Source organism: uncultured Phycicoccus sp., from assembly GCF_947495705.1.
Taxonomy (GTDB): domain Bacteria; phylum Actinomycetota; class Actinomycetes; order Actinomycetales; family Dermatophilaceae; genus Phycicoccus.
The window spans coordinates 45,161-68,818 of record NZ_CANLZR010000011.1 but is presented as its reverse complement, the minus strand read 5'-3'; the positions used below and the strand labels follow the sequence as shown (position 1 = coordinate 68,818).

General features: G+C 75.0%; 15 protein-coding genes and 1 pseudogene. 7 read left to right on the top strand and 9 right to left on the bottom strand.

Annotation, left to right across the window (positions count from 1 at the left end):
• Positions 1 to 57: 57 nt before the first annotated feature.
• Positions 58 to 1,245: pseudogene (locus tag Q0963_RS14475) on the top strand (MFS transporter); the annotation flags it as partial.
• A gap of 32 nt (positions 1,246 to 1,277) precedes the next feature.
• Here the strand turns inward: Q0963_RS14475 and Q0963_RS14470 are convergent.
• Positions 1,278 to 2,108, bottom strand: coding sequence for a YitT family protein (locus Q0963_RS14470; RefSeq protein ID WP_299447339.1), 831 nt, complete (start codon positions 2,106 to 2,108; stop codon positions 1,278 to 1,280).
• A 61-nt stretch (positions 2,109 to 2,169) separates the two neighbouring features.
• On the opposite strand from Q0963_RS14470, the gene Q0963_RS14465 reads away from it, so the two are divergent.
• Both Q0963_RS14465 and Q0963_RS14460 read left to right on the top strand, forming a co-directional pair.
• Positions 2,170 to 3,642, top strand: a complete 1,473-nt coding sequence (locus Q0963_RS14465) for a PLP-dependent aminotransferase family protein (RefSeq protein WP_299447337.1) — start codon at positions 2,170 to 2,172, stop codon at positions 3,640 to 3,642.
• Between the two features lie 124 nt (positions 3,643 to 3,766).
• Entirely contained in the window at positions 3,767 to 4,630 is an 864-nt protein-coding gene (locus tag Q0963_RS14460) for an acyl-CoA thioesterase II (protein WP_299447413.1), read from the top strand.
• Here the strand turns inward: Q0963_RS14460 and Q0963_RS14455 are convergent.
• Genes Q0963_RS14455 through glgX form a run of 7 tightly spaced genes read right to left on the bottom strand, consistent with a single transcriptional unit; the run spans position 4,627 to position 18,770 of the window.
• Entirely contained in the window at positions 4,627 to 5,340 is a 714-nt protein-coding gene (locus Q0963_RS14455) for an ABC transporter ATP-binding protein (RefSeq protein WP_299447335.1), read from the bottom strand. The genes Q0963_RS14460 and Q0963_RS14455 overlap by 4 nt on opposite strands.
• A complete protein-coding gene (locus tag Q0963_RS14450) occupies positions 5,337 to 6,254 on the bottom strand; it encodes an ABC transporter ATP-binding protein (protein WP_299447333.1) in 918 nt (305 codons plus the stop codon). Before Q0963_RS14450 ends, Q0963_RS14455 begins: the two co-directional genes overlap by 4 nt.
• Positions 6,251 to 9,049 (bottom strand): hypothetical protein, encoded by a 2,799-nt coding sequence (locus Q0963_RS14445; RefSeq protein WP_299447331.1) that lies wholly within the window; start codon positions 9,047 to 9,049, stop codon positions 6,251 to 6,253. Before Q0963_RS14445 ends, Q0963_RS14450 begins: the two co-directional genes overlap by 4 nt.
• Positions 9,046 to 12,207, bottom strand: coding sequence for an FtsX-like permease family protein (locus Q0963_RS14440; RefSeq protein WP_299447328.1), 3,162 nt, complete (start codon positions 12,205 to 12,207; stop codon positions 9,046 to 9,048). The genes Q0963_RS14445 and Q0963_RS14440 overlap by 4 nt, the downstream gene beginning before the upstream one ends.
• A 55-nt stretch (positions 12,208 to 12,262) precedes the next feature.
• Positions 12,263 to 14,107 (bottom strand): malto-oligosyltrehalose trehalohydrolase, encoded by a 1,845-nt coding sequence (gene treZ / locus Q0963_RS14435; RefSeq protein WP_299447326.1) that lies wholly within the window; start codon positions 14,105 to 14,107, stop codon positions 12,263 to 12,265.
• Positions 14,104 to 16,608, bottom strand: coding sequence for a malto-oligosyltrehalose synthase (treY, locus tag Q0963_RS14430; RefSeq protein ID WP_299447323.1), 2,505 nt, complete (start codon positions 16,606 to 16,608; stop codon positions 14,104 to 14,106). Before treY ends, treZ begins: the two co-directional genes overlap by 4 nt.
• Positions 16,609 to 16,613: 5 nt before the next feature.
• Positions 16,614 to 18,770 carry a glycogen debranching protein GlgX gene (gene glgX, locus Q0963_RS14425; protein ID WP_299447320.1) on the bottom strand — a complete coding sequence of 719 codons (2,157 nt, stop codon included), beginning with the start codon at positions 18,768 to 18,770 and terminating at the stop codon, positions 16,614 to 16,616.
• A 194-nt stretch (positions 18,771 to 18,964) separates the two neighbouring features.
• On the opposite strand from glgX, the gene fabG reads away from it, so the two are divergent.
• Complete coding sequence (gene fabG, locus Q0963_RS14420) at positions 18,965 to 19,720, top strand: 3-oxoacyl-ACP reductase FabG (protein ID WP_299447318.1); 756 nt, start codon at positions 18,965 to 18,967, stop codon at positions 19,718 to 19,720.
• A gap of 10 nt (positions 19,721 to 19,730) precedes the next feature.
• On the opposite strand, the gene Q0963_RS14415 is transcribed toward fabG, so the two are convergent.
• The gene (locus tag Q0963_RS14415) at positions 19,731 to 20,876 is read right to left on the bottom strand and encodes an acyl-CoA dehydrogenase family protein (RefSeq protein WP_299447316.1); all 1,146 of its coding nucleotides are present in this window, start codon (positions 20,874 to 20,876) and stop codon (positions 19,731 to 19,733) included.
• A 91-nt stretch (positions 20,877 to 20,967) separates the two neighbouring features.
• Between Q0963_RS14415 and Q0963_RS14410 the strand changes: the two genes are divergently transcribed.
• From Q0963_RS14410 to Q0963_RS14400, 3 genes are all read left to right on the top strand, one after another.
• On the top strand, positions 20,968 to 21,624 hold the full coding sequence (locus Q0963_RS14410; RefSeq protein ID WP_299447314.1) for a TetR/AcrR family transcriptional regulator: 657 nt from the start codon (positions 20,968 to 20,970) through the stop codon (positions 21,622 to 21,624).
• Between the two features lie 73 nt (positions 21,625 to 21,697).
• Positions 21,698 to 22,933: an ABC transporter permease gene (locus tag Q0963_RS14405; protein ID WP_299447312.1), complete on the top strand. Its 1,236-nt coding sequence runs from the start codon at positions 21,698 to 21,700 to the stop codon at positions 22,931 to 22,933.
• Positions 22,930 to 23,658 (top strand): bifunctional 2-polyprenyl-6-hydroxyphenol methylase/3-demethylubiquinol 3-O-methyltransferase UbiG, encoded by a 729-nt coding sequence (locus tag Q0963_RS14400; RefSeq protein WP_299447310.1) that lies wholly within the window; start codon positions 22,930 to 22,932, stop codon positions 23,656 to 23,658. Before Q0963_RS14405 ends, Q0963_RS14400 begins: the two co-directional genes overlap by 4 nt.

Below are 23,658 nucleotides of genomic sequence, written 5' to 3'. Positions count from 1 at the left end.
GCCGAGCCCGACCCCCGGCGCTGGCGGGTCCTCGGTGTCACCCTGACCGTCGGCTTCATGGTCCTGCTCGACGTGACGATCGTGAACGTCGCCATCCCGTCGATGCGCACCGGCCTCGACACGAACGCCGGGACGATCCAGTGGGTCGTGTCGGGGTACGCGCTCGCCCTCGGGCTCGTCCTCGTCAGTGGCGGCCGCCTCGGTGACGCCTACGGCCGGCGCCGGATGATGCTCATCGGCCTCACCGGGTTCGTCCTCTCCAGCGCGGCCGCCGGGCTCGCCCCGCACGTCGCCGTCCTCGTCGCCGCCCGGCTCGTCCAGGGCTTCGCCGCCGGTCTGCTCACCCCGCAGAGCACCGGACTCATCCAGTCCCTCTTCCAGGGCCGCGAGCGCGGGGTCGCCTTCGGGCTCTTCGGCTTCACCGTGTCGGTGTCCTCCGCCATCGGCCCCATCGTCGGCGGGCTGCTCATCGCGGCGTTCGGCGAGGAGGACGGCTGGCGCTGGATCTTCCTCGTCAACGTACCGATCGGCGCCGTCCTGCTCGTCGCCATCGCCCGACTCGTCCCCGGCCGCGTGCACGCCGACGGACCGGCCGGCGCCCGGCTCGACCTCCCGGGTGCGGCCCTGCTCGGCGGCACGGTCCTCGCGCTGCTCTACCCCGTCGTGAGCCTCGAGACCGGGCGTCGGCTCCCCCTGGTGCTGCTGCTGCTCGTCCCGGTGCTGGCGACCGCCTTCGTCCGCTGGGAGCGACGGGTCGTGCGCACCGGGGCCGCCCCCCTGCTCGATCTCGGCCTGCTCCGCAGCACGCCGGGCTACGCGAGCGGCATCGTCGTGGGCAGCCTGTACTTCACGGGCTTCACGGGGATCTTCCTCGTGCTCAGCGTGTACCTCCAGGACGGCCTGGGGTACTCGCCGCTGCACGCCGGCCTGCTGCTCACCCCGTTCGCGGTCGGCTCGGCCGTCGCGTCGCCGGTCGCGGGCCGGCTCGTGAGCCGGGTCGGGCGCCCCCTCACCGTCGGCGCGCTGGCGGTCATGATGAGCGGGGTCGTCGCGCTGGGCGTGCTCGCCCCGCCGTCGCAGGGCGGCCGGTGGATGTGGCTGGTCCTCGCCGTGCCGCTGCTCGTCGCCGGGCTCGGGGGCGGGGCCACCGTCTCACCGAACTTCACGCTCTCCCTCGCCGACGTCCCGACCCGGATGGGCGGCGCGGCCGGGGGCGCGCTCCAGACCGGTCAGCGCATCGGCGCCGCGATCGGCGCCGCCGTCCTCATGACGGCCTATCAGGTGACCGTGTCGCGCACCGGCGACCCCGGGACCGCGCTGCGCGGCGCGCTCGGGATCTCACTCGTGCTGCTGTGCGCCGCGCTGGCGGCGGCGATCTGGTCCTGGCGTTCCGAGCCGGACGCGAGGCTCGCGCCCGCCGCGTCCTGACGTCGCACGGGTGGGTGGACCCGGACCGTGAGCATCGGCAGGAAGTGCTGCACCACCGGCCCGATGAGCAGCGCGTAGAGCAGGGTCCCGATGCCGACGACTCCCCCGAGCAGCCACCCGAGGGTGACGACGGTGACCTCGAGGCCGGTGCGCACGAGCCGGATCGAGCGGCCGGTGCGCCGGGACAGCCCGGTCATCAGCCCGTCCCGCGGGCCGGGGCCGAGCTGGCTGCCGATGTACATCGCCCCGGCGACCCCGTTGCCGACGATCGCGACGAGCATGGTGAGCACCCGCCACGGCAGCCCCTCGATGTCGGGGACGACGGCGAGGGTCGCGTCGATGGCCAGCCCGATGACGACGGCGTTGAGGACGGTGCCGAGGCCCGGCCACTGCCGCAGCGGGACCCAGAGCAAGAGGACGACGAACGACACGGCGATGCTCATGGCGCCGTAGGACATCGGCACGTGCTGGATGAGGCCGTACTGGAGCACGCCCCAGGGCTCGAGCCCGAGACCGGCCCGCAGGAGCAGCGCCATCGTGACGCCGAAGAGGACGAGGCCGGCCAGGAGCTGGGTGACGCGCCGACCGAGGTGCCCGGCGCGGAGCTGGTCGACCGGGTTCATCGGCACGAGGTCGACCCGGCGGGCCGCCGTGCGCCGGACGAGCTGGAGCGGGGACATGCCCACCATCGTCGGCGGAATTGGCTCCGTAATCGAGGGCCAATCGTGGGACAGTGGCCTCATGTCACCCGCCACCCCCACCGTGAGCGCCGCCCGGACCGCGCGGCTCGTCGGGGACGTCGCCCGGGCCCGTCCCGCCTACCGGGCGCTGGCCGACGCGCTCCGGCTCGCCGTCGCCGACGGCCGGATCGCCGTCGGGACCCGGCTCCCGAGCGAGCGTGACCTGACCCACCACCTCGGCCTCAGCCGCACCACCGTGACCCGGGCCTACGACGTCCTGCGCGAGGCCGGCTACCTCGCGTCGCGCCAGGGGTCGGGGTCGGTCGCGACGCTGCCCTCGGGCACCCACCCGCGTGGCACGGGCGGCCTGTTCCCCGCCGACGTCGCGGCCAACGTCGTCGACCTCACCTGCGCCGCGACCCGCGCGCCGAGCGGCATCGTCGAGGCCTACGAGCGGGCCGTCGAGCAGCTGCCGGCGTACCTCACCGGCGCGGGGTACCTGACCTTCGGGGTCCCGGAGCTGCGCGAGGCCATCGCCCAGCGCTACCGCGACCGCGGCCTGCCCACCTCCGCCGACGACGTGCTCGTCACCTCGGGGGCGGTCGCCGGCCTCGGGGTGGTGGCGCGCGCACTGCTCCGCCCCGGCGACCGCGTCGTCGTCGAGGACCCGACGTACCCGAACACCCTCGACGGGCTGCGGGCGCTCGGGGCCCGGCTCCGGGCGATCCCGGTCGACCCCGACGGCTGGGACGTCGAGGAGTCGGCCCGCACCATCGGGTCCGCGTCCGCGCGGGCCGCGGTGCTCATCCCCGACTTCCACAACCCGACCGGCGCCCTCATGGCGGACGAGCAGCGGGCGGCGCTCGCCCACCGGCTCCGGGCGGCGGGGACGACGCCGGTCATCGACGAGACGGTCGCCGAGATCGACCTCGAGGGCGGCCGGTCCCCCCTGCCGTTCGCCGCGCACTCCGTCGACGCGATCAGCGTGGGCAGCTCCTCCAAGTCGCACTGGGGTGGACTGCGGACCGGCTGGATCAGGGCGCCCCGAGGGGCACTGCGCGCGCTCGTCGAGTCGCGGGTCACGAGCGACCTGGGCGCGCCCGTCCTCGAGCAGCTGGTGCTCGTCGAGCTGTTGCGGCAGGCCCCCGCCCTGACGGCGGAGCGCCGCTCCGACCTCGTGGCCGCTCGCAACGCCCTGACGGCGGCCCTGCGCGAGGACCTCCCCGAGCTGCGGTTCCGGGTGCCGCGGGGCGGATTGTCCCTGTGGTGCGAGCTGCCCGACGGAGTCGGCTCCACCGCCCTCACCGCGGCCGCCGAGGCCGAGGGCCTGCTCGTCGCGAGCGGTCCCCGGTTCGCGGTGGACGGTGGCCTGGACCGCTGGATCCGCATCCCGCACGTCCTCCCTCCGGAGACGATGACGGAGGCGGTCGCCCGCCTCGCCCGGGCCGCCCACCGGGTCCGCAGCGGCCGGGCGAGCACCGGCGAGCGTGGCCGGCGCCACACCGCCGGAGCCCGCCGGCCCCTCGTGGCCTGAGCACCCCCCGCGGGCTGGCTATCGTTGCGGCGTGACCGCCGAGCAGCCCGCCGCCCTCCTCGACCTCCTGAGGACCCTGGACCTCGAGGAGCTGGGCTCGGCCCAGGTGAGTGTCCAGCCCCGCATGCTCGACGCCGCCGACGGGGTGACCCTGCCCGAGACCTTCGCCGAGGACATCACGCTCTTCCGCGGCGAGAGCCAGAAGCAGCCCCACGGGCGGGTGTTCGGCGGGCAGGTGCTCGCCCAGGGGGTCATCGCCTCGGGCCGGACCGTCGCGACGCTGCCCGGCGAGCGGCGACGGCTGCACTCGCTGCACGCCTACTTCATGCGCCCCGGCGACGACACCCAGCCGATCACCTTCAGCGTCGAGCGGATGCGCGACGGCCGGTCGTTCTCGACCCGCCGCGTCCACGCCGTCCAGCACGGCAAGCCGATCCTGTCGATGAGCGCGTCCTTCCAGGTCCCCGACGGGGGCGTGGACCACCAGGACACGATGCCGCAGGTCCCCGGGCCGGAGTCGCTCCGCTCGCTGCGCGACACCTTCGCCGGCATCGACGACCCGCGCGCCCGGCACCTCGTGGACCGCGCCATCGACCAGCGCCACGTCGAGGGCGACCTCTTCACCGGCGTGCGGACCCCGGGGGCCGAGCAGCACGTGTGGATGCGCGCCGTCGGCTCGCTCCCGGACGACCCGCTGGTGCACGAGGCCGTCCTCGCCTACGCCTCCGACTACAGCCTGCTGGAGCCGATCCTGCGGCGGCACGGCCTGCCGTGGACGACGCCGGGCCTGCGGATGGCGAGCCTGGACCACGCGATGTGGTTCCACCGGCCGGCCCGCGCCGACGAGTGGGTGCTGTACGCCGAGGAGTCGCCCTCGGCCGAGGGCGGCCGCGGCCTGGGCCTCGGCCGGATGTTCGCCGCCGACGGCACCCTCGTGGCGACGGTCGCCCAGGAGGGGATGGTCCGGGTCCCCGGCCCCACGGACTAGCCCGCGCCGCCCCCCACGCGCACGCCGGGCGCGGCCGCCGTGACCACCCCGTCGGCGATCTCGACCACCCGGTCGGCCGCCGACAGCAGCACGGGGTCGTGCGTCGTCACGAGGGTGGTCATCGCACGCTCCGTGGCGAGCCGGGCGATCAGGGCCATGATCTCGCGAGCCGTCTCGGAGTCCAGCTGTCCCGTCGGCTCGTCCGCCAGGAGCAGCCCCGGCTCGGCGACGAGCGCCCGGGCCAGCCCGACCCGCTGCTGCTGCCCACCGGACAGCTCGTCGGGGCGGTGCTCACCGTGCCCGGCCAGGCCGACGTGCTCGAGGGCCTCGGTGACGCGACGCTCCCGGTCGCGCGGGTCGACGCCCCGCAGCCGCAGCGGCACCCCGACGTTCTCACGCGCGGTGAGGATCGGCACGAGCCCGAAGGACTGGAAGACGTACGACACCGGCCCGCGGCGCAGCGCGAGCAGCTCGTTGTCCGACATCGCCGTCACCTCGCGCTCGCCGAGGTGCACCGACCCCGAGTCGCAGCGGTCGAGCCCACCGATGACGTTGAGCAGGCTCGTCTTTCCCGAGCCGGAGCGCCCGCGGACGGCCACGAGCTCGCCGGGCGCGACCTCCAGCGACACCCCGCGCAGGGCCTCGACCGCCGTCGCACCCACGCCGAAGGTCCGGTGGACGTCCCGGACCACGAGCCGCTCGCCGATCATGAGTCCTCCTCCGGTCGGGGGGCCGCGGGCCAGACGCCGATGTGGTCGGGCTCGAGGTCGAGGCGGACGCGGTCCCGCATCTGCAGGCTCGCCGTGAACGCGCGGGGCAGCTGGAGCCGCCCGGCGCGGTCGAGCACGGCGTACTCCTCGGCGGGGTGCCCGCCGTCGCGCCGCAGCACCTCCGTCGAGGTCCGGCCGTCCCGGATCGCGACCGTCCGCGCGACGTGCTCGCTGACGAGCGGGTCGTGGGTCACGACGAGGACCGTCGTGCCGAGCTCGCTGTTGGCCCGCCGGATCGCCTCGAACACCTCGTCACTGCTGCGGGTGTCGAGCTCCCCCGTCGGCTCGTCGGCGAGGAGCACGCGCGGCCGGTTCGCGACGGCGACCCCGAGCGCCACCCGCTGCTGCTGCCCGCCCGACAGCTCGGCCGGGCGGCGGTCGGCGCACTCGGCGATGCCGAGGACCTCGAGGGTGTCGCGCGCCCGGGTGGCCCGCTCGCGACGGCGCACCCCGGCCAGCAGCATCGGCAGCTCGACGTTCTCGGCCGCCGTGAGGTACGGCAGGAGGTTGGCGCCGGCCTGCTGGAACAGGAAGCCGACGGTGCGGCGGCGGTACTCGAGCCGGGCCCGCCGGTCGGTGGTCGACAGGTCGTGCCCGGCGACCCGCGCGAGCCCGGCGCTCGGGGTGTCGAGGCCCGACAGGATCCCCAGGAGCGTCGACTTGCCCGAGCCCGACGCGCCGACGAGGGCGACGAGCTCGCCGCGCCCCACCGTCAGGTCGAGCCCCTGGAGGGCGACGACCTCGATCCCTTCCGCTCGGTAGATCCGGACCAGGTTGTCGCACAGGATGTCCGGTCCTTGCGGGGGCTCGTCGGCGGTAGCGCCGCGGCGGCGGACGGTCGGGGTGGTGGTCATGCCGGATCTCCTCCACGCAGGTGGTCGGCGAGGCTGCCGCGCCGGGCGGACGCGGCGTCGAGGACGAGGGCGAGCGCCCCGAGGACGAGAACGAACACGCCCGCGCCGACGGCGGTCGGCACGTGCGGGGGGAGACCGGGGCGGGTGAGCCCACCGGTCAACGGTGACAGGTCGACGGCGGTCTCCACGAGGCGCGGCGCGAGCGTGCCGACGAGGGCCCCGGACACCGCGGCGAACGCCACGACGGGGAGCACCTCCGCCCAGGCGAGGGCCCGCTCGCCGCCGTCACGCAGCCCCATGGCCCGGAGCCTGAGGACGAGCACGGTGCGGTCGGGTCTGGTCGCCGCGAGCAGCAGGGCGACGGCGAGGAGGGTCAGCAGGGCGGCGAGTCCCGCCCCCACCGCGTACGTGCCCGCGACGAGCCGCGGCAGCGCCAGGGCCGCGACGCGGTCCGTGACGGCGCCGGCGGTGGCCACCCCGGTCACCCGCCCGCTCGGGGTGAGCGAGCCGGGGTCGCGGAGCCCGTCGAGAGCGGCGGCACCGGTGTCGTCGACGGTGAGGAAGGCGGTGTCGGGCTGGGCCGCCGGCACGACCTCGCGCAGGCGCGCGAGGTCGACGACGACCATGGGGACCGCGCGCGTGCCGTCGTCGCGCACCAGGTCCTCGTCGAGCGCTGCGGCTCGCACCGGGATGCGCACGCCGCGCACGAGCAGCTCGACCCCGCCCTCGGCGTCCGGCAGCGCACCGGCGACGACGGGCAGCGGGTCCCCCTCGACCCCGGGCACCGCCGGGAGGGCCAGCGGGGTGCCCGCCACGACCCGCGCGTACGCGGCGGCATCCGTCGCGACGAGCTCGACCGGCTCCGCACGGCTCCCGGCGACGAGCTGGGCGGACTCGACATAGGCCGCGACGGCCACGCCGACCCCGGGGCGCGCCTCGAGCGCGGCGATGTCCTCGGGGTCGACCCGCAGGGCGTCGACCCGGGCGGGCGCGCCGACCGCCCGGTAGGAGGCGACCTCCCGCTCGTCCTGGATCGTCAGCGACAGGGCGGCGAAGAGGGCCAGCACCGAGGAGCCGACGACGACGGCGACGACGGGCACGGCCGCCACGGCCCCGGTGCGCGCGGCCCGGGCGAGACCGACGAAGGCGACGAGCCCGCGTCCCCGCCCGGCGAGCCCGGAGGCCCACCGCACCGGCCACGGCAGGAGGCGCAGGACGAGGAGCGAGACGGCGATCGCGACGAGGACGGGCGTGAGGGCGGCGTACCAGTCGGTGCGCCCGGCGGCGATCTGACCGCCGCGGGCCTGGACCGTCAGCACGGCGAGCACGGCGACGGCGAGCACACCGGTCTCCGCGACGAGGCGGCGGGCGAGGCGCACGACCCGCCGCTGCCGCACGGCGTCCTCGGACGCGTCGCTCCGGTCGAGCTCGCGGACCTGGGCGAGCGCCGCACCGGCCGTCGCGAGGACGGGGACGAGCCCGACGGCCGCCACCTGGAGCCACAGGTCCGTGCCGGTGGTGCCCGGGACCAGGAGCATCCCGGCGACGGCTGCGAGGGCGACGACGGGCAGGGTGGAGCCCGCCGTGCCGGTGCCGACCTGGGCCACCACCTGCCGGACCGAGCCACCGCGGGCGCGCAGCAGGCGGATCTCGGGCGCCCGCCGGCGCACCGCGACGATGGCGGTGAGCGCGAGGACGAGCACCGCGAGCGCGGTGAGCCCCGCGGTCGCGAACGACGTCAGGACGCGGGCACCCGCGACCGCCGAGTCGTACCGGTCGAGAAGCCCGGCGAGCCCGGTGGTGGTCTCCAGCGGTCGGGCCGTGAGCCCCACCAGGCGGCTGTCGGTGGCGAGCCGGACGAGGACGCGCCGCATCGGCTCGACATCCTCCTGGGTCAGCCGGCCGGCATCGAGCGGGTAGCGCCAGGTCGCGGCCAGGACGGGTGACTCCGCCGGCTCCTCGGCCTCCGGTGGCGTGCGCCAGAGGGAGTCGGAGACGGCACCGTAGCTCTCCGCCGCGGCGACGAGGGCACCCTGTGGCACGACTCCACCCTGCGGGGTCGGGATCGCGGCCAGACCGGCCATCCGCGGCTCCGCGGCCCAGAAGCCGTCCGTGGGCTCGAGAGGCACGAAGACCCCCGAGACCACCGCGGCCATCGGCGTCTGGTCGCCGACGGGGGTCAGGTCCAGGGCATCCCCCACGCGCAGGCCCCACGACCGGGCGGTCCCGGCCGAGACGGCCACCGGGACGACGCGGGCGGGGTGCGCCGCACCCGTCGGCCCGGTGATGGTCCGCACCTCGTCCAGGGCGGGCCCCGGCGCCCCGCCGGACGTCCACTCGACCCGCTCGGCCAGTCCGCTCTGCACCCGGACGACGGCCTGGGTGCCGTCGGGACGGATCGCCTCGCCACCGGGCCGGGTGGCCGCCAGCGGCTCGGTCTGGGCGGCCCAGGTCGGCTCCTCGAGGAGCGCGACGACCTCCGGCCCCAGGACGTCACGCAGCGCCTCGTCGACGGCCTCGAACGGGGCGGTGGGCCCCTCCCGCGGGTCGCCCGTCTCGTCGGGGCGCGACGGGACGACGGCCGGGAGTGCGGACAGTCCGACCTCACGGGCCTGGGCGGGTGCCTGCGAGACCGTGTCGGCGATGGCGACGTCCGCGGCGCGGGACTCCACCCGCGCCGTGACGACGAGGTAGGTGGTCGTCACCGCGGCGAGCACGGTGAGGGCGACGACGGTGCCCCGGGCCACCTTGAGCCCGCGGCGCACGAGGCGCCACGGCCCCAGGCCCGGGCTCACGAGGGCTCCCCTTCCCGCAGCTGGCCGGCGAGGTGGTGCACGCTCGCGCGCAGGACGAGCGCGCCGACGGCCGAGAGGCAGAGCAGCAGCACCGTCACGTACCCGCCGAGGACGAGGGGCGGCAGCACGACCCGGACCGACGGCACCTGGGCGTGACCGTCACCCCCGACGAGGAGGGGGACGACGACGAGCGCGGCGACCACGCCGAGCAGCAGGCCCACCAGGACCGTGACGACGACGACGAGGACCCGCTCCGCCGCCAGGACGCGCCGGATCCGCCGCGTCGGCATGCCGAGAGCGAGGAGGACCGCGTTCTCGTGCCTGCGGGCGCGTCCGAGCGCGGCGGTGCTGGCGGCGAAGCCCACCATGGCGAGGACGACCGACGCCGCGGTCACGAGGAGCATCGCCGAGCGCATGCCGGCGTTCACCGGGTCGTCGCGGCGGTCCGCGACGAGCTCGTCGCGGACCACGGCCACCGTGCCGTACGCCCCGTCCGCGCGGAGCCGGGCGGCCGCTGCCGCAGGGTCCGGCGGGGCGCTCCACCACTCCCCCGGGTCGAAGACCGCCCGCGAGCGGACCGCACCCGCCTCGGTGCGGTCCGGCAACGCCATCGCGGTCGGCAGGTCGAGCAGCACGGCACGGGTCGGCGTCGCGGCCGTGGGCAGGCTGTCGACGACCCCGACGACGGACACGGTGAGGTCGCGCACGCCGAGCGGGAGGACGACCGACCGTCCGGCTCCGGCTTGGAGGGCGTCCGCCACCTCCCGGGTGAGGACGACCGGGACGGCGTCGAGCGCAGCGGGGGCCGCGGCCCGCCACAGCCCCCGCTGGTCGGATGCCTCCGCGAGGGCACCACCGGTCGGCACCTCGACCCCGTCGACGAACACCGCCTGCACGTCCAGGACCATCGTGGCCTCCGGTGCCCGGAACGCGACGAACCCCGGCACCGGGACCGAGACCCCGACGAGCGCCAGCGGTGGCTGCAGGTCCCTGCCGGTGAGGTCGGTCGACACGGTCCGGGCCGTGGCGGACAGGCCCCCGAGCGGCAGGGAGGTGACCAGGCCGCGGGAGTCCCGGACGTGCGCCGAGGCCGGGAAGCCGACGCCGAACCGCTGCAGCGAGCCGGCCCCCTCGACCCGCACCGTGAGCTCGAGCTCGCGGGGGTCCCCGGGCAGCTCGACACCGCCCCCGACGTCCCGGGCCTGCAGGAGCCGCCCGGTGAGGTCCTGCCAGGTCGCCGCGCCGAGCGTGTCGGGCCTCGGGTCGGCCACCCGGCCGGCCGTCGCGGCGTCGACCCCGAGCACGGTCACGTCGTCGATGCCGCCGAGGTCGACCACCGAGCGCCAGACCGGCGACACCCGCTCGGGGCCGCCCGACACGGCGGTGGCGAGCGCGCCGGTGCCCAGCGCGTCCCCGCCGGAGATCCCGCGGACCACGCGCACCGGTGCACCGGCCTCGAAGGCCGACTGGTCCTCGACGGCCCGACCCACCGTGGCGGAGTGCCCCAGCGCGATGGTGCCCATCCCGACGGCGAGGAGGACGAGGAGCAGGGTGCCTCCCTGGCTCGCCGCCCGCCGCGCGAACTGCCACCCGCCCCAGGCCGCGTCGAGCCCCGCCCGGCCGACGCCGGCCCGGGAGACCCAGCGGGCGACGGGGGGCAGCAGCCGGAGGCACACGACGGCGAGCCCGGCGACCACCAGGGCCGGGGCCGCCGCCGTCAGCGGGTCGACCGTCGTGGCGCCCGCCGTGTCGTACCGGCGCAGCTGGACGGCCGCGAGGGCGCCGAGCAGCACGAGCAGGAGGTCGAGGCCGGACCCGGCGGCGAACCGGGCCCCCCGCCGGCGACCCGCCCCCGTCGTGGCGCCGCGGGCGGCCCGGCCCACCCACAGCGTCGTCGCGACCGTGACGAGGACCGCGAGCGTGACCAAGGGCAGCAGGGCGCGCCACAGGGCGGGGTCGGCCGCATCGGCCGGCGTCCACCAGGGCCCGGGGAGACCGGCGGCGAGGCGCGTGACGCCCGGCGCGAGGAGCAGCGTGCCGAGCACGCCGAGCAGTGCGACGGCGCAGGCGTCGCCCGCTGCGAGCGCCGCGAGCCGGGCGGTGGAGGCTCCGCGGGTGCGCAGCAGCCTGGTCTCGCCGTCCCGCAGCGTCGCGAGCAGGGCTGCGGACCCGACGAGAGCCACGGCGCCGAGCAGCGCCAGCAGCAGCACGGGGGTGAGCAGTGACACCCGGATCCGGTCACCGACCAGACCGGCGGCGTCGACGAGCCCCGGCAGCGAGGTCGTCACCCGCGGGCCGCGCAGGGCGAGCCCGGCCGGGGCGGCGGCCCCCGCGGCCCCCGCCTGCTCCGGCAGGCCGGTGGCGCGGCGCAGGTCGCGAGCGGCCGCGTCCACGTCGCGGCCCAGCGCCCGCAGCTCTGCCGCGCCGACCACGCCGAGGTCGGGGGTGGCCCGCCACGTGACCGCCGAGCTCCCGACGAGCGGGCCGTCGAAGGTGCCCGGGGCGAGCACGAACGGGCCGTACGTCGTGAAGTCGGTCGTCGTCACGCCGCTGAGGCCCAGCGGCAGGTCGACCCACAGCGCGTCCTGCGGCGACCGGGGCCGGAAGACACCGACGAGCTCCAGCGTCACCGGCGGGGCGTCCTCGTCGACGAGGTCGGCGGTCTCGAGCTCGTCACCGACCGCGAGACCGAGCGCCTCCGCCGCCGGCTGGGGCAGGGCCACCTCGACGGTCCCGTCGCCGGCGGCGGCCGCGTCGTCCGGTGCCACCGGCCACCGCCCGTCGGTGAGGTCGGCGGCCGTGTCGATGCCGGCGACGTCGGCGAGGAAGGCACGGTCGGTGGCGGCCCCGGACGGCAGCGCCCGCGTGGTCGTCGTCCCGACCCGGGTCACGGTGACGTCCGGGAGTCGCTGCACGGCACGCCGGAACGCGGTGTCGACCGGGTCGAGGTCACCGGGCTTCAGGGAGCCCGCGAGGACCAGCGACCGGGAGGCGGGAGGCACGTCGAGCGTCGAGCGCACCCCGGCCTCGGTGATGGCGGCGGCGAGGAGCTGCAGCGCCGTGACGACGACCAGTGCCATGAGCACCGAGACGACGATGGCGGCGACGGCCACCGGGTGGGTCCGCAGGCGCCGACGCAACAGACGTGCACCGCTCACCGCCGACCGCTCCTCCCGGGCGGGTCCTCGCCCCGGGGGTGAGGCTAGCGGGGGGTCAGCGCGGCCCCACCGAGACGACGGACACAGATCGGCAACGATGTGCCAGCGTCCCGGCTCCGGCGGACACATCGTCCGGGTCCCACGTGAGCAGGAGCCGCTCGAGCCCGGGGACCGGGATCTCCACGGGGCCCGCACCGAGGCTCACGACGACGGCGTAGGCGCCGGCACCGTCGCGGGCGTGGCGCAGGACGAGCCAGCGGGCGTCCTCGTCGACCGTGACGTCGACGTCGGCGAACCGGGTCGCCGCGTCGCCGACCAGCCGTCGCCGCCAGGCCGTGAGGTCGGTGTACCAGCGCAGCATCCGGGCGTGCTCCGAGGTCTCGACCTCGGCCCAGTCCAGGACGGAGCGGTCGCGTGTCGCCGGGTCCTGCGGGTCCGGCACGTCGGCGGCGGACCAGCCGTGCGTGCCGAACTCCGCGCGCCGCCCGTCCCGGACCGCGTCGGCGAGCCAGTCCTCGGCGAAGCTCGTGAAGAACTGCCACGGGGTGGACGCCGCCCACTCCTCGCCCATGAAGATCATCGGCGTCGTCGGGGCGAGCAGGTACAGCGCGGCACCGGCCGCCTGCAGCGCGGGGTCATCGACGAGGGCGGAGATGCGCTCCCCCGTCGCCCGGTTGCCGACCTGGTCGTGGGTCTGGAGGTACCCGAGCAGGCGACGGGCGTCGACCCGGTGCCGGTCCAGGGGCGCGCCCCACGTGGACCCGCGGAAGCTGGAGTACGTCCCGTCGTGGAGGAACCCGTGGGTGAGGACCTTGGCGAGCACCGCGAGCGGCGTGGCCTCGGGCGTCCCCGCCGCGCCCCCGAAGTCGGTGTAGTAGCCCTGGGTCTCCCCCGTGAGCGTGACGTGGAGGGCATGGTGCACGTCGTCGTCCCACTGCGCCGTCATCCCGTGGCCACCCTGGGCGGTGGGGGTGATCATCACCGGGTCGTTGAGGTCGCTCTCGGCGACGAGGTCGAGCGGGCGCCCGAGCCGGTGGGCCAGGGCGGCCACTTCGTCGGACAGCTCGGCGAGGTAGTGGCGGGGCGAGTCGTCCTTGAGCTCGTGCACGGCGTCGAGCCGCAGCGCGTCGACGTGGAAGTCGGTGAACCAGCGGCGGACGCTGTCGAGCAGGAACCGGCGTACGACGTCGGAGCCGTCGTGGTCAAGGTTGACCGCCGGGCCCCAGGGCGTCTCGTGGGCGGTGGTGAAGTACGGGCCGAAGCGGGCCAGGTAGTTGCCACTGGCGCCGAGGTGGTTGTGGACGACGTCGAGGCAGACGCCCAGGCCGCGTGCGTGGCAGGCGTCGACGAACCGCGCGAAGGCCTCCGGGCCGCCGTAGGCGTCGTGGACGGCGTAGAGCCCGACCCCGTCGTAGCCCCAGCCCCGGTCGGTGGGGAAGGAGGCCACCGGCATGACCTCGACGACGTCGACACCGAGCGCGACGAGGTGGTCGAGGCGGGCCCGGGCGGCGTCGAAGGTGCCCTCGGGGGTGAAGGTCCCGATGTGCAGCTCGTAGAACAATCCGCCGAGGGTTCCGGCGCCGTCCCGCGGGCCGCGCCAGCCGTCGTCGGTCCACCCGAAGCCGGCGGTGTCGACGGTCCGGCTGGGGCCGTGCACGGTGCCCGGCTGCCAGGCGCCGCGCGGGTCCGGCAGTGCGGGCTCCTCGCCGTCGAGGACGAAGGCGTAGTCGACCTCGCCGACGCCGGGCGGCAGCTGGAGGCGCCACCAGCCGTCGCCGGCGGGCGTCATCGCCTCCCGCCGGACCCCGCGTGACCTATTGGTCGGATCCGGGACGGGAGACCACTCGAGCTCGACCCGCTCGGGGGTCGGCGCCCAGACCTCGATCGTGCGGGGGCTCACGCGCCGACCTCCTCGCCGGTCGTCTCCTCCTCGGCCGCGCCCCCGTCGTCGACGCGCACGAGCAGGGCCACCGGCCGCTCGGTGAGCAGCTCGGCCAGCGCGATCCCGGACCCGCCGACCTCGACGTCCCGGCCGGCCAGCACCTCGCGCCACCGGCCCGGCGGCACCGCGCACCCGGCGTCGCCGAAACCACCGGCGGCCGCGAGCCGGCCGGCCCCCCGGGTGACGACGGTGACGGCACGCGGGCCGTCGGTGTCGCCCCGGGCGAACGCGAGGGCGTGCTCGCTGCCGGTCTCGACCGGCGTGTACGTGGCCTCGGGGCCGACGAACGCCTCGGGGTGCTCGCGCCGCAGCCGCAGGGTGAGCGCGGTGAGCCGCATCTTGTCGTCGTCGAGGTCGAAGCAGGGCTCGTCGTCGTCGACGCGGGCGAGCCGCTCCACGCGGTCGGTCCAGTCGACGGGGCGGCGGTTGTCGGGGTCGACGAGGGCCAGCATCCCGAGCTCCCCGCCCTGGTAGACGTCGGGGACGCCCGGCATCGTCAGCTGGACGAGCTTCTGGCCGAGGATGTTCGCGCGCACCGACGCCTCGTGCGGCACCGTCCACGCGTCGAGGTGCTCGTGGACGCCGAGGTCCCGGCCGAGCGCGCGGGCGAAGGCGACGACCTCGTCCTCGTACTCGCTGTCGCCGTCGACCCAGGCCGTGTGGACCTTGGCCTCGCGCACGGCCTTGAGCAGGTACTCCTCGAGCCGGGCGCCCGAGATGGGCCAGGTGCCGACGAGGGTCTGCCAGACGAGGTACTCCGTGGGCGGGTCGACCCGGGCGGTGCGGTACGGGTCGGCGAGCCCGCGGGCCCGCTCCAGCCACTCGGCCCATCCCTGCGCGTCCTCCGAGAGGGTCATCAGGCGTGCCCGGGTGTCCTCGGAGCGCTTGGTGTCGTGGGTGGTGAGGGTGGTCATCGACGTGGGCCACTCCGCCTGCTGACGGGCACACCAGTGGTGGAAGGCGTCGAGGTCGATGGACGGCACCTCGGGGTGGCCGCCGACCTCGTTCGCCCCCGCCAGCCGGAACCACCGGTAGAAGGCGGTGTCCTCGATGCCCTTGGCCATGACCGGTCCGCAGGTCTGCTGGAAGCGCACCCGGAACTCGTCGGCCGCCTGGCCGCTGTCCACCTGGGCCTGGGGCAGGTGGCCCCCGAGCACGAGACGGACGACGACGTCGAGCGCGTCGTGGTCGCTGGGCGCGAGCAGCGCCCGAGCCCGCTCGGCCGCGGCGTCGACGACGGCGGCCTGCTCGGGGTCGACTCCCCGGCCGGGCACGACGTAGGCGCGGTACCGGTCCATCGCGACGAGGAGCGCCTCGAGCGCCCGGCGCAGGGCGGCGGCGTCCTCGCCGGCGAGGACCCGGCGGACGAGGCGCATCAGGCGGTCGACCTCGGCGGCCTGGACGTCGTCGACGACGAGCCGCTTGGACGCGATGACGACCTCGTCGAGGTCGACGAGGTCGGGCGCGACCTCGGCCCACAGGCGGTCCAGGGTGCCGGTGTCGTCGGGCGGGGTGAGGACCTGCTGGACCCGCAGGAGCGCGTCGTACCCCGTGGTCCCCGCGCACCGCCAGGCGTCGGGCAGCCGCTCCTCGCCCTCGAGGATCTTCTCGACGACGACCCACGCGTCCCCGGTCGACTCGGCGAGCCGCTCGAGGTAGCCGCCCGGGTCGGCGAGGCCGTCGGGGTGGTCGATGCGGAAGCCGTCGACCTCGCCGTGCCCGTGCAGCGCGAGCAGCAGCGCGTGGGTGGCGGTGAACACGACCGGGTCCTCGACGCGCACGGCGACGAGGGAGGTGACGTCGAAGAACCGGCGGTAGTTGAGCGCGTCGCCGGCCTCCCGCCAGCTCGACAGGCGGTAGGCCTGGGCGTCGACGAGCTCGCGCAGGGGCAGCCCCTCCGTGCCGGGGGCGACCGGGAACTCGTGGTCGAAGTAGCGCAGGACGGGGTCGGTGCCGCCGGGGCCGCCGTCGTCGGCCAGGGCCAGCTCGCCGCGCTCGAGCGCCTGCTCGAGGCTGCCACCCAGCACCGGCATGAGCAGCCGCTCGTCCTCGGCGACCCAGTCGACGTCGAACCAGCCCGCGTACGGGGAGCGAGCCCCCTCGCGCAGCAGCGACCAGAACGGCGCGTTGAGGTGCTCCGGCGACGGCACGGCCATGTGGTTCGGCACGACGTCGACGATGACCCCGAGGCCCGCCTCGCGGCAGGCCGCGACGAGCCGCTCGAACGCGCCCCGCCCACCGGCCTCGACGTTGATGCGGGTGTGGTCGAGGACGTCGTACCCGTGGGTCGAGCCCGGCGCCGGCTGGAGGACCGGCGAGAGGTAGACGTGCGACACCCCGAGGGAGGCGAGGTACGGCACCTGCGCCGCGGCGTCGTCGAAGCCGAAGCCGCCGTGGATCTGGAGCCGGTACGTGGCAGTCGGGACCACGCGCGCGGGGTCGGGTCGGTGGGCCGCCACGGGGCTCAGCCTCGGGCGGGGGCGGCGGCCGCGGTGGCGGCCGGCGGGGCCGGGACCTCGCGCGGGTGACGCAGGACGACGACCGAGCGGGCCTCGACGTGGACCTTCTCGCCGGCGTCGTGCCAGCCGGCGTCGACGTCGTCCACGGCGGTGTCGACCTCGACGGCCCACCGCTCGCCGTACTCCGGCCCGGGGAGGAGGAACTCGTGCCCCTCGTGGTCGGCGTTGAACAGGACGAGGAAGTCGTCGTCGACGACCCGCCGGCCCCGGGTGTCGGGGCCGGGGATGGCGTCGCCGTTGAGGAACACCGTCATCATCCGGGCCTCGCCGTCGGTCCAGTCGTGCTCGCCCATCGGCTCGCCACCGGCCTGGAACCAGGCGATGTCGCCCATCTCGGACTGCCCGCCGTGGTCGGCGCTGCCCGCGAAGAACCGCCGGCGGCGGAACACGGGGTGCTCGCTGCGGATCTTGGCGACCGCCGCCGTGAAGGCGAAGAGGCGCCGCTGCTCGGCATCGAGGTCCCAGTCGACCCAGGCGATCTCGTTGTCCTGGCAGTAGACGTTGTTGTTGCCGCCCTGGGTGCGTCCGATCTCGTCGCCGTGGGCGATCATCGGCACGCCCTGGCTCAGCAGCAGGGTCGCCATGAAGTTGCGCTGCTGGCGCACCCGCAGCGCGATGACCTCGGGGTCGTCGGTGGGGCCCTCGACCCCGCAGTTCCACGACCGGTTGTGCGACTCGCCGTCGCGCCCGTCCTCGCCGTTGGCGTCGTTGTGCTTGTCGTTGTAAGACACCAGGTCGCGCAGGGTGAAGCCGTCGTGCGCGGTGACGAAGTTGATCGAGGCGATCGGCTTGCGGCCGTTGTGCTCGTAGAGGTCGCTGGACCCGGTGAGCCGCGACGCGAACTCGCCGAGCGAGCCGGGCTCCCCGCGCCAGAAGTCACGCACGGTGTCGCGGTACTTGCCGTTCCACTCGGTCCACAGCGGCGGGAAGCCGCCCACCTGGTAGCCGCCGTCACCGACGTCCCACGGCTCGGCGATCAGCTTGACCTGCGAGATGACCGGGTCCTGCTGGATGAGGTCGAAGAACGCCGAGAGCTTGTCGACCTCGTGGAACTGCCGCGCCAGGGTGGCCGCGAGGTCGAAGCGGAAGCCGTCGACGTGCATCTCGGTGACCCAGTAGCGGAGGCTGTCCATGATGAGCTGCAGCACGTGCGGGTTGCGCATGAGGAGGCTGTTCCCCGTGCCCGTCGTGTCGTAGTAGTGGGCCTTGTTGTCGTCGACGAGCCGGTAGTACGCGGCGTTGTCGATGCCGCGGAAGCAGATGGTGGGGCCCATCTCGTTGCCCTCGGCGGTGTGGTTGTAGACGACGTCGAGGATGACCTCGATGTCGGCCTCGTGCAGCGCCTTGACCATCGCCTTGAACTCGGTGACCTGCTCCCCCCGGTCCGAGCGCGAGTACCCGTTGTGCGGGGCGAGGAAGCCGATGGTGTTGTAGCCCCAGTAGTTGGACAGGCCCTTGGACTGCAGCGAGGTGTCCTGGACGAACTGGTGCACCGGCATGAGCTCGATGGCGGTCACGCCGAGCGCGGTGAGGTGCTCGATGATCGCCGGGTGGGCGATCGCGGCGTACGTGCCGCGGATCTCCTCGGGGATCTCGGGGTGGGTCATCGTCAGGCCCTTGACGTGGGCCTCGTAGATGACGCTCTCGTGGTACTCGTGGCGCGGCGGCCGGTCGTGGCCCCAGTCGAAGTACGGGTTGGTGACGACGCCGAGCATCGTCTTGCCGAGGCTGTCCTCGGTGTTGCGCTCGGTCGGGTCGGCGAAGTCGTACGAGAAGAGGGCCTGGTCGTTGGCGACCTGCCCCTCGACGGCCTTCGCGTAGGGGTCGAGCAGCAGCTTGCTCGGGTCGCAGCGGTGCCCCTCGGTCGGCTCGAACGGCCCGTGGACGCGGTAGCCGTAGCGCTGGCCCGGCTGCATCCCCGGCACATACCCGTGCCAGACGAAGCCGTCGACCTCCGGCAGCTCGATGCGCGTCTCGGCGCCGTCGTCGTCGACGAGGCACAGCTCGACGGTCTCGGCGACCTCGCTGAACAGCGCGAAGTTGACACCGCTGCCGTCGTAGGTGGCGCCGAGGGGGTACGCCGTCCCAGGCCAGATCTCCACAGAATGCCTTTCGAGGGGGGTCACTACAGGCCAGCCGCGCTGCCGGCGCTCGCGCGGGGGTCCCCCGCGCGAGGTCCCAACCTACCCGGCCCGGGGGCCCGTCGATGACCTCCGCGTCAGGCCTGGACGGGCCGGGCCCCGGCTCGGCTACTGTCGGGCCTCCGGCCCAGCCCCCCAGCCTCGAGGAGTCCACCATGCCCGTGCAGCGTGTCGCCGTCGTCACCGGAGCCGCCCGCGGGATCGGGGCCGCGACCGCCGAGCGGCTGGCTCGGGACGGGTTCGCCGTCGCCGTGCTCGACCTCGACGAGGCCGCGTGCGAGGTCGTGGCCGGCGGCATCCGGGACGCCGGGGGCCGGGCCGTCGGGCTGGGGGTCGACGTGTCGGACGCGGCCGCGGTCGAGGCCGGGGTCGCCCGGGTCGCCGCCGAGCTCGGCCCGCCCGTCGTCCTGGTCAACAACGCCGGGATCATCCGCGACAACCTCCTCTTCAGGATGACCGAGGACGACTGGGACGCCGTCATGGCCGTCCACCTCAAGGGCGCGTTCCTCATGACCAAGGCGTGCCAGGCCCACATGACCGAGCAGCGGTACGGCCGGATCGTCAACCTGTCGTCCTCCTCGGCGCAGGGCAACCGCGGGCAGGCCAACTACGCGGCCGCCAAGGCCGGGCTGCAGGGCTTCACCAAGACCCTCGCCATCGAGCTCGGGAAGTTCGGGGTCACCGCGAACGCCGTGGCGCCCGGCTTCATCGAGACGGACATGACCCGGGCGACGGCCGAGCGGCTCAAGGTCTCGTTCGAGGACTTCCTCACCCACACCGCCGCCCAGATCCCGGTCGCCCGGGTCGGGCAGCCCGCCGACATCGCCGCGACGATCGCCTTCCTCGTCTCGGAGGAGGCCGGTTTCGTCTCGGGGCAGGTCATCTACGTCGCCGGCGGCCCGCTCGACTGAGCCGCGTCGGTCACAGGCCGAGGTCGCGGCCGATGAGCTCCTTCATGATCTCGTTGGAGCCGGCCCAGATCTTCGAGACCCGCGCGTCGCGCCAGGCCCGGGCGACCCGGTACTCGTTCATGAAGCCGTAGCCGCCGTGCAGCTGGACGCACTCGTCGAGCACCTCGTTCTGCACCTGAGCGCTGAACCACTTGGCCTTCGCGGCGTCGACGGGGGTGAGGGCGCCCTCGGCGTGCGCGGCGACGCAGTCGTCGACGTAGGCCTGGGTGACCTCGAGCTTGGTGAGCAGCTCGGCCATCTTGAACTTGTTGTGCTGGAACGCACCCACCGGCTGGCCGAACGCCGTGCGCTCCTTGGTGTACTCGACGGTCTCGCGGAAGATCTGGAAGGCGTGGGCGGTGTTCGCGACGGCCGCGCCCACCCGCTCCTGCGGGAGCCGCTGCATCATCGCGATGAAGCCCAGCCCCTCCTCGCCGAGCCGGTTCGTGTCGGGGACACGCACGTCCTCGAAGAAGAGCTCGGAGGTGTCGGCCTCCTCCTGCCCGACCTTGTCGAGCTTGCGGCCGCGGGTGAAGCCGTCCATGCCGGCCTCGACGACGAACAGGGTGATGCCCTTGGCGCCCTTGCCCGGGTCGGTGCGGGCGGCGACGATGACGAGGTCGGCCTGGTAGCCGTTGGTGATGAACGTCTTGCTGCCGTTCAGGACCCAGGTGTCGCCGTCCCGGACGGCGGTGGTCTTCAGGGCGGCGAGGTCGGAGCCGCCGGACGGCTCGGTCATCGCGATGGCCGCGATGAGGTCGCCGTTGGCCATGCCGGGCAGCCAGCGCTGCTTCTGCTCGTCGGTGCCGAGGTCGACGATGTACGGCGGGCAGACGTCGGAGTGGATGCCGAAACACGACGACACGGCGAAGTTGAAGCCGGCGATGACCTCGGCGGAGATGGCGTTGAAGCGGTAGTCCTCGGCGCCCATGCCCCCGAACTCCTCGGGGATGTCGAGGCCGAAGAGGCCCTGCTTGCCGGCCTCCTTCCAGATGTCGCGGTCGATCGACTTGACCTCGAGCATCTGCTCGGCGCGCGGCTTGAGCGTGCGCTCGACGAACTCCTGCACCGAGGCGCGGAAGTCCTCGTGCTCGCTGGCGTACAGGTTGCGCGGCATGGGGGCTCCTCGAGCGGTCGCGGGTGCGGCGACGACGCCGCATTGACTAAGCGCTTGCTTAGTCTGACCCGGGTGCGGCATGCTGTCAACCGTGCCGAGCACCACACCGCTCACCGAGAGCGCCGTCCTCGCCGCCATCGCCCCCGAGGGCGGGCGCCCGGGCGGCGGCACCGACGCGTCCGACACCGCCGTCCGGATCATGCTCGCCGCCGCCGACGCGTTCGCCGCGAACGGGTTCCCGGCCACGACCACGCGGGACATCGCGTCCCGGGCGGGCCTCTCCCCCGCCGGCGTCTACGTCCACTTCGCGTCCAAGGAGATCCTGCTCTTCGAGCTGAGCCGCCGCGGCCATGCCCGCGCTCGCGACCTGCTCGTCGAGGCGTCCCGCGACGCCGCGACGGCCACCGAGGCCCTGCGCGCGATCATCGGCGGGTTCTCGCGGTGGCACGCCGAGCACCACCAGCTGGGTCGCATCGTCCAGTTCGAGTTCCGCCACCTCAGCGAGGACCACCAGGTGGAGGTCCTCGGGTTGCGCAAGGAGATCGACCACGTCGTCGCCGACGTCCTGAGCGACGGTGTCGCGTCCGGCGAGTTCGAGGTCGACGACGTGCGGACCACCGCGCTGGCGCTGCTGTCCATGGCCATCGACGTCGCCCGGTGGTACGTGCCGGGCGCCCGGAGGACTCCCGAGGCCATCGAGGCCGAGTACGGCGAGCTCGCCGTCCGGCTCGTCCGGCGCACCGGCTGACCCGGCCGACCCCGCCGCCGGGACTCCCCGATCGTCCCGGTCCCCGGCACCCGCCCGCCGTACAGTGGCCCGCGTGACCGAGCCCCGCACCCGCACGCCGGTGGCGTCCCCGCCCGGCGGCGACGTGGTGCTCGACCGGCCCGCGGCCGAGCCGACTCGGGTCGTCGACGCCCTGCTCGGCGCGTTCGCGCTCGTCGCCGTCACCCCGTCGTGGTTCCCGAACGGGCTCTCCGTCGGTCTCCTCGTCCTCGCCGTGACGGTCGCCGTCGGGGCGACCCGGCGCCCGGTGCGGCACCTGACCGGAGCCCCCTACCGGCTGGGCTGGTTCGTGCCGCTCATGCTCACCGTGTTCGCGTTCGCCGTCGCCGTGAGCATCGCGACGCCGGACGACTCCATCAACGGCTGGCCCCGGCGGGCGTTGCGGCTCGTCCTCGTCATGGCCTTCCTCCTCGTCGTCGTGTCCGGCCGCATCCACTACCCCTCCTTCGTCCGGGGACTGGCGGCCGGGCTCGCTGCCAACGCCGCCCTCTTCGAGGCCGGCCTGGCGCCCACCCCGTACGGCGACTACCTCTCGGGGTTCCTCCTCGACAAGAACGTGGCCGGACTCGCGTACACGGTCACCGGTCTGCTCCTCGTCGGCCTCACCCAGCGGACCTCCTCGCAGCTGGTCATCCTCACCGCCACCTCGTGGCTCGTGTGGACGACAGGGTCCCGGACGTCGATCGCGGCGCTCGCCTGCGGCATCGCCTGGCTGCTCCTGCGGCCACACCTGGGGCGGTTCGGCCGGCTCGCGCTGGCCGCGGTCCTCGCCGCCGCCATCCAGGTCATCGAGACCCGCTACGCCCGCGTCGGGGTCTTCGCCAACCGGGACGGCACCGACGCGCTCCGGCAGCGCATCGACGCCGCGTCCAGCGGCAAGGTCGAGGACACCCCGTGGCCCGGGCAGGGCCTCGGCTCGGCGTACGTGTTCCTCGACGGCCGCACCTTCCTCTTCCACAACTCGTACTGGAGCGCCTTCGTCGAAGGCGGCTGGGTGCTCGCCGTCGCGTACGTCGCCGTGACCCTTCTCGTCGGCGTGGGCCTGCTGCGCCCGGGCCGGGCCACCCGGACCTGGGCCGCCGCCGAAGCCGCCAACGTCGCGGTGCTCGTGTGCGCCCTCCGGCTCGGTGAGGTCTTCGGGACCACGACCGGGATGCTCGCCCTGGGCGCGGGCCTGCTCGGTGCGATGGCGGCCCGCCGCGCGGCGGAGCCCCCGCCACCGGACACCCCGACGGAGTCCCCGGCCGCGCTGGGTACCCTGACGCGGTGACAGCGACGCAAGGCCACGGCGGCTCGGCCTCGATCGCCGTCTCCGACTACTGGTGGTACGTCGCCCGCTCCGACCTCCTGGAGGCCGCGCTGCACCGCCATGTCGGCGGCGCGGGCCTCGCCCTCGACATCGGCAGCGCCGACGGGCCGAGCGCCGGGTGGTTCCGCGCGGCGGCCGCCCGCACCGTCTCCCTCGACATCGACCCCCGCGGGCTGGACTCGAGCGGAGTCTGCGGATCGGCGCTCGCCCTGCCGTTCCCCGACGGCACCTTCGACGCCGTGGCCGCCTTCGACGTCATCGAGCACTGCGCCCCCGAGGAGGCGGCGCTGGCCGAGGTCCGTCGGGTGCTGCGACCGGGGGGCTCGTTCCTCCTGTCCGTCCCCGCCTACGCCTGGGCCTGGAGCGACTTCGACGTCGCGAACGGCCACCATCGGCGCTACACCCGCCGCCGTGCGGTCGAGGCCGTCACCGCGGCCGGGTTCCGCGTCGACCGCGCCACCTACGGCTTCGCCACCGTCTTCCCGCTGTTCGCGGCCGAGCGGCTCGGCCGCAGGATCCGGCGGCGCCGGGCCGACGGGCCGGTCGACATCGTGCAGGTGCCGCGGGTGCCTCCGGTCGTCAACACCGCCCTGACCGCCCTGTGCCGCCTCGACCGGGCCGTCCTGACCCGGCGCGACCTGCCGTTCGGGTCCTCGGTCTTCCTCGCCGCCACCCGTCCCGCCTGA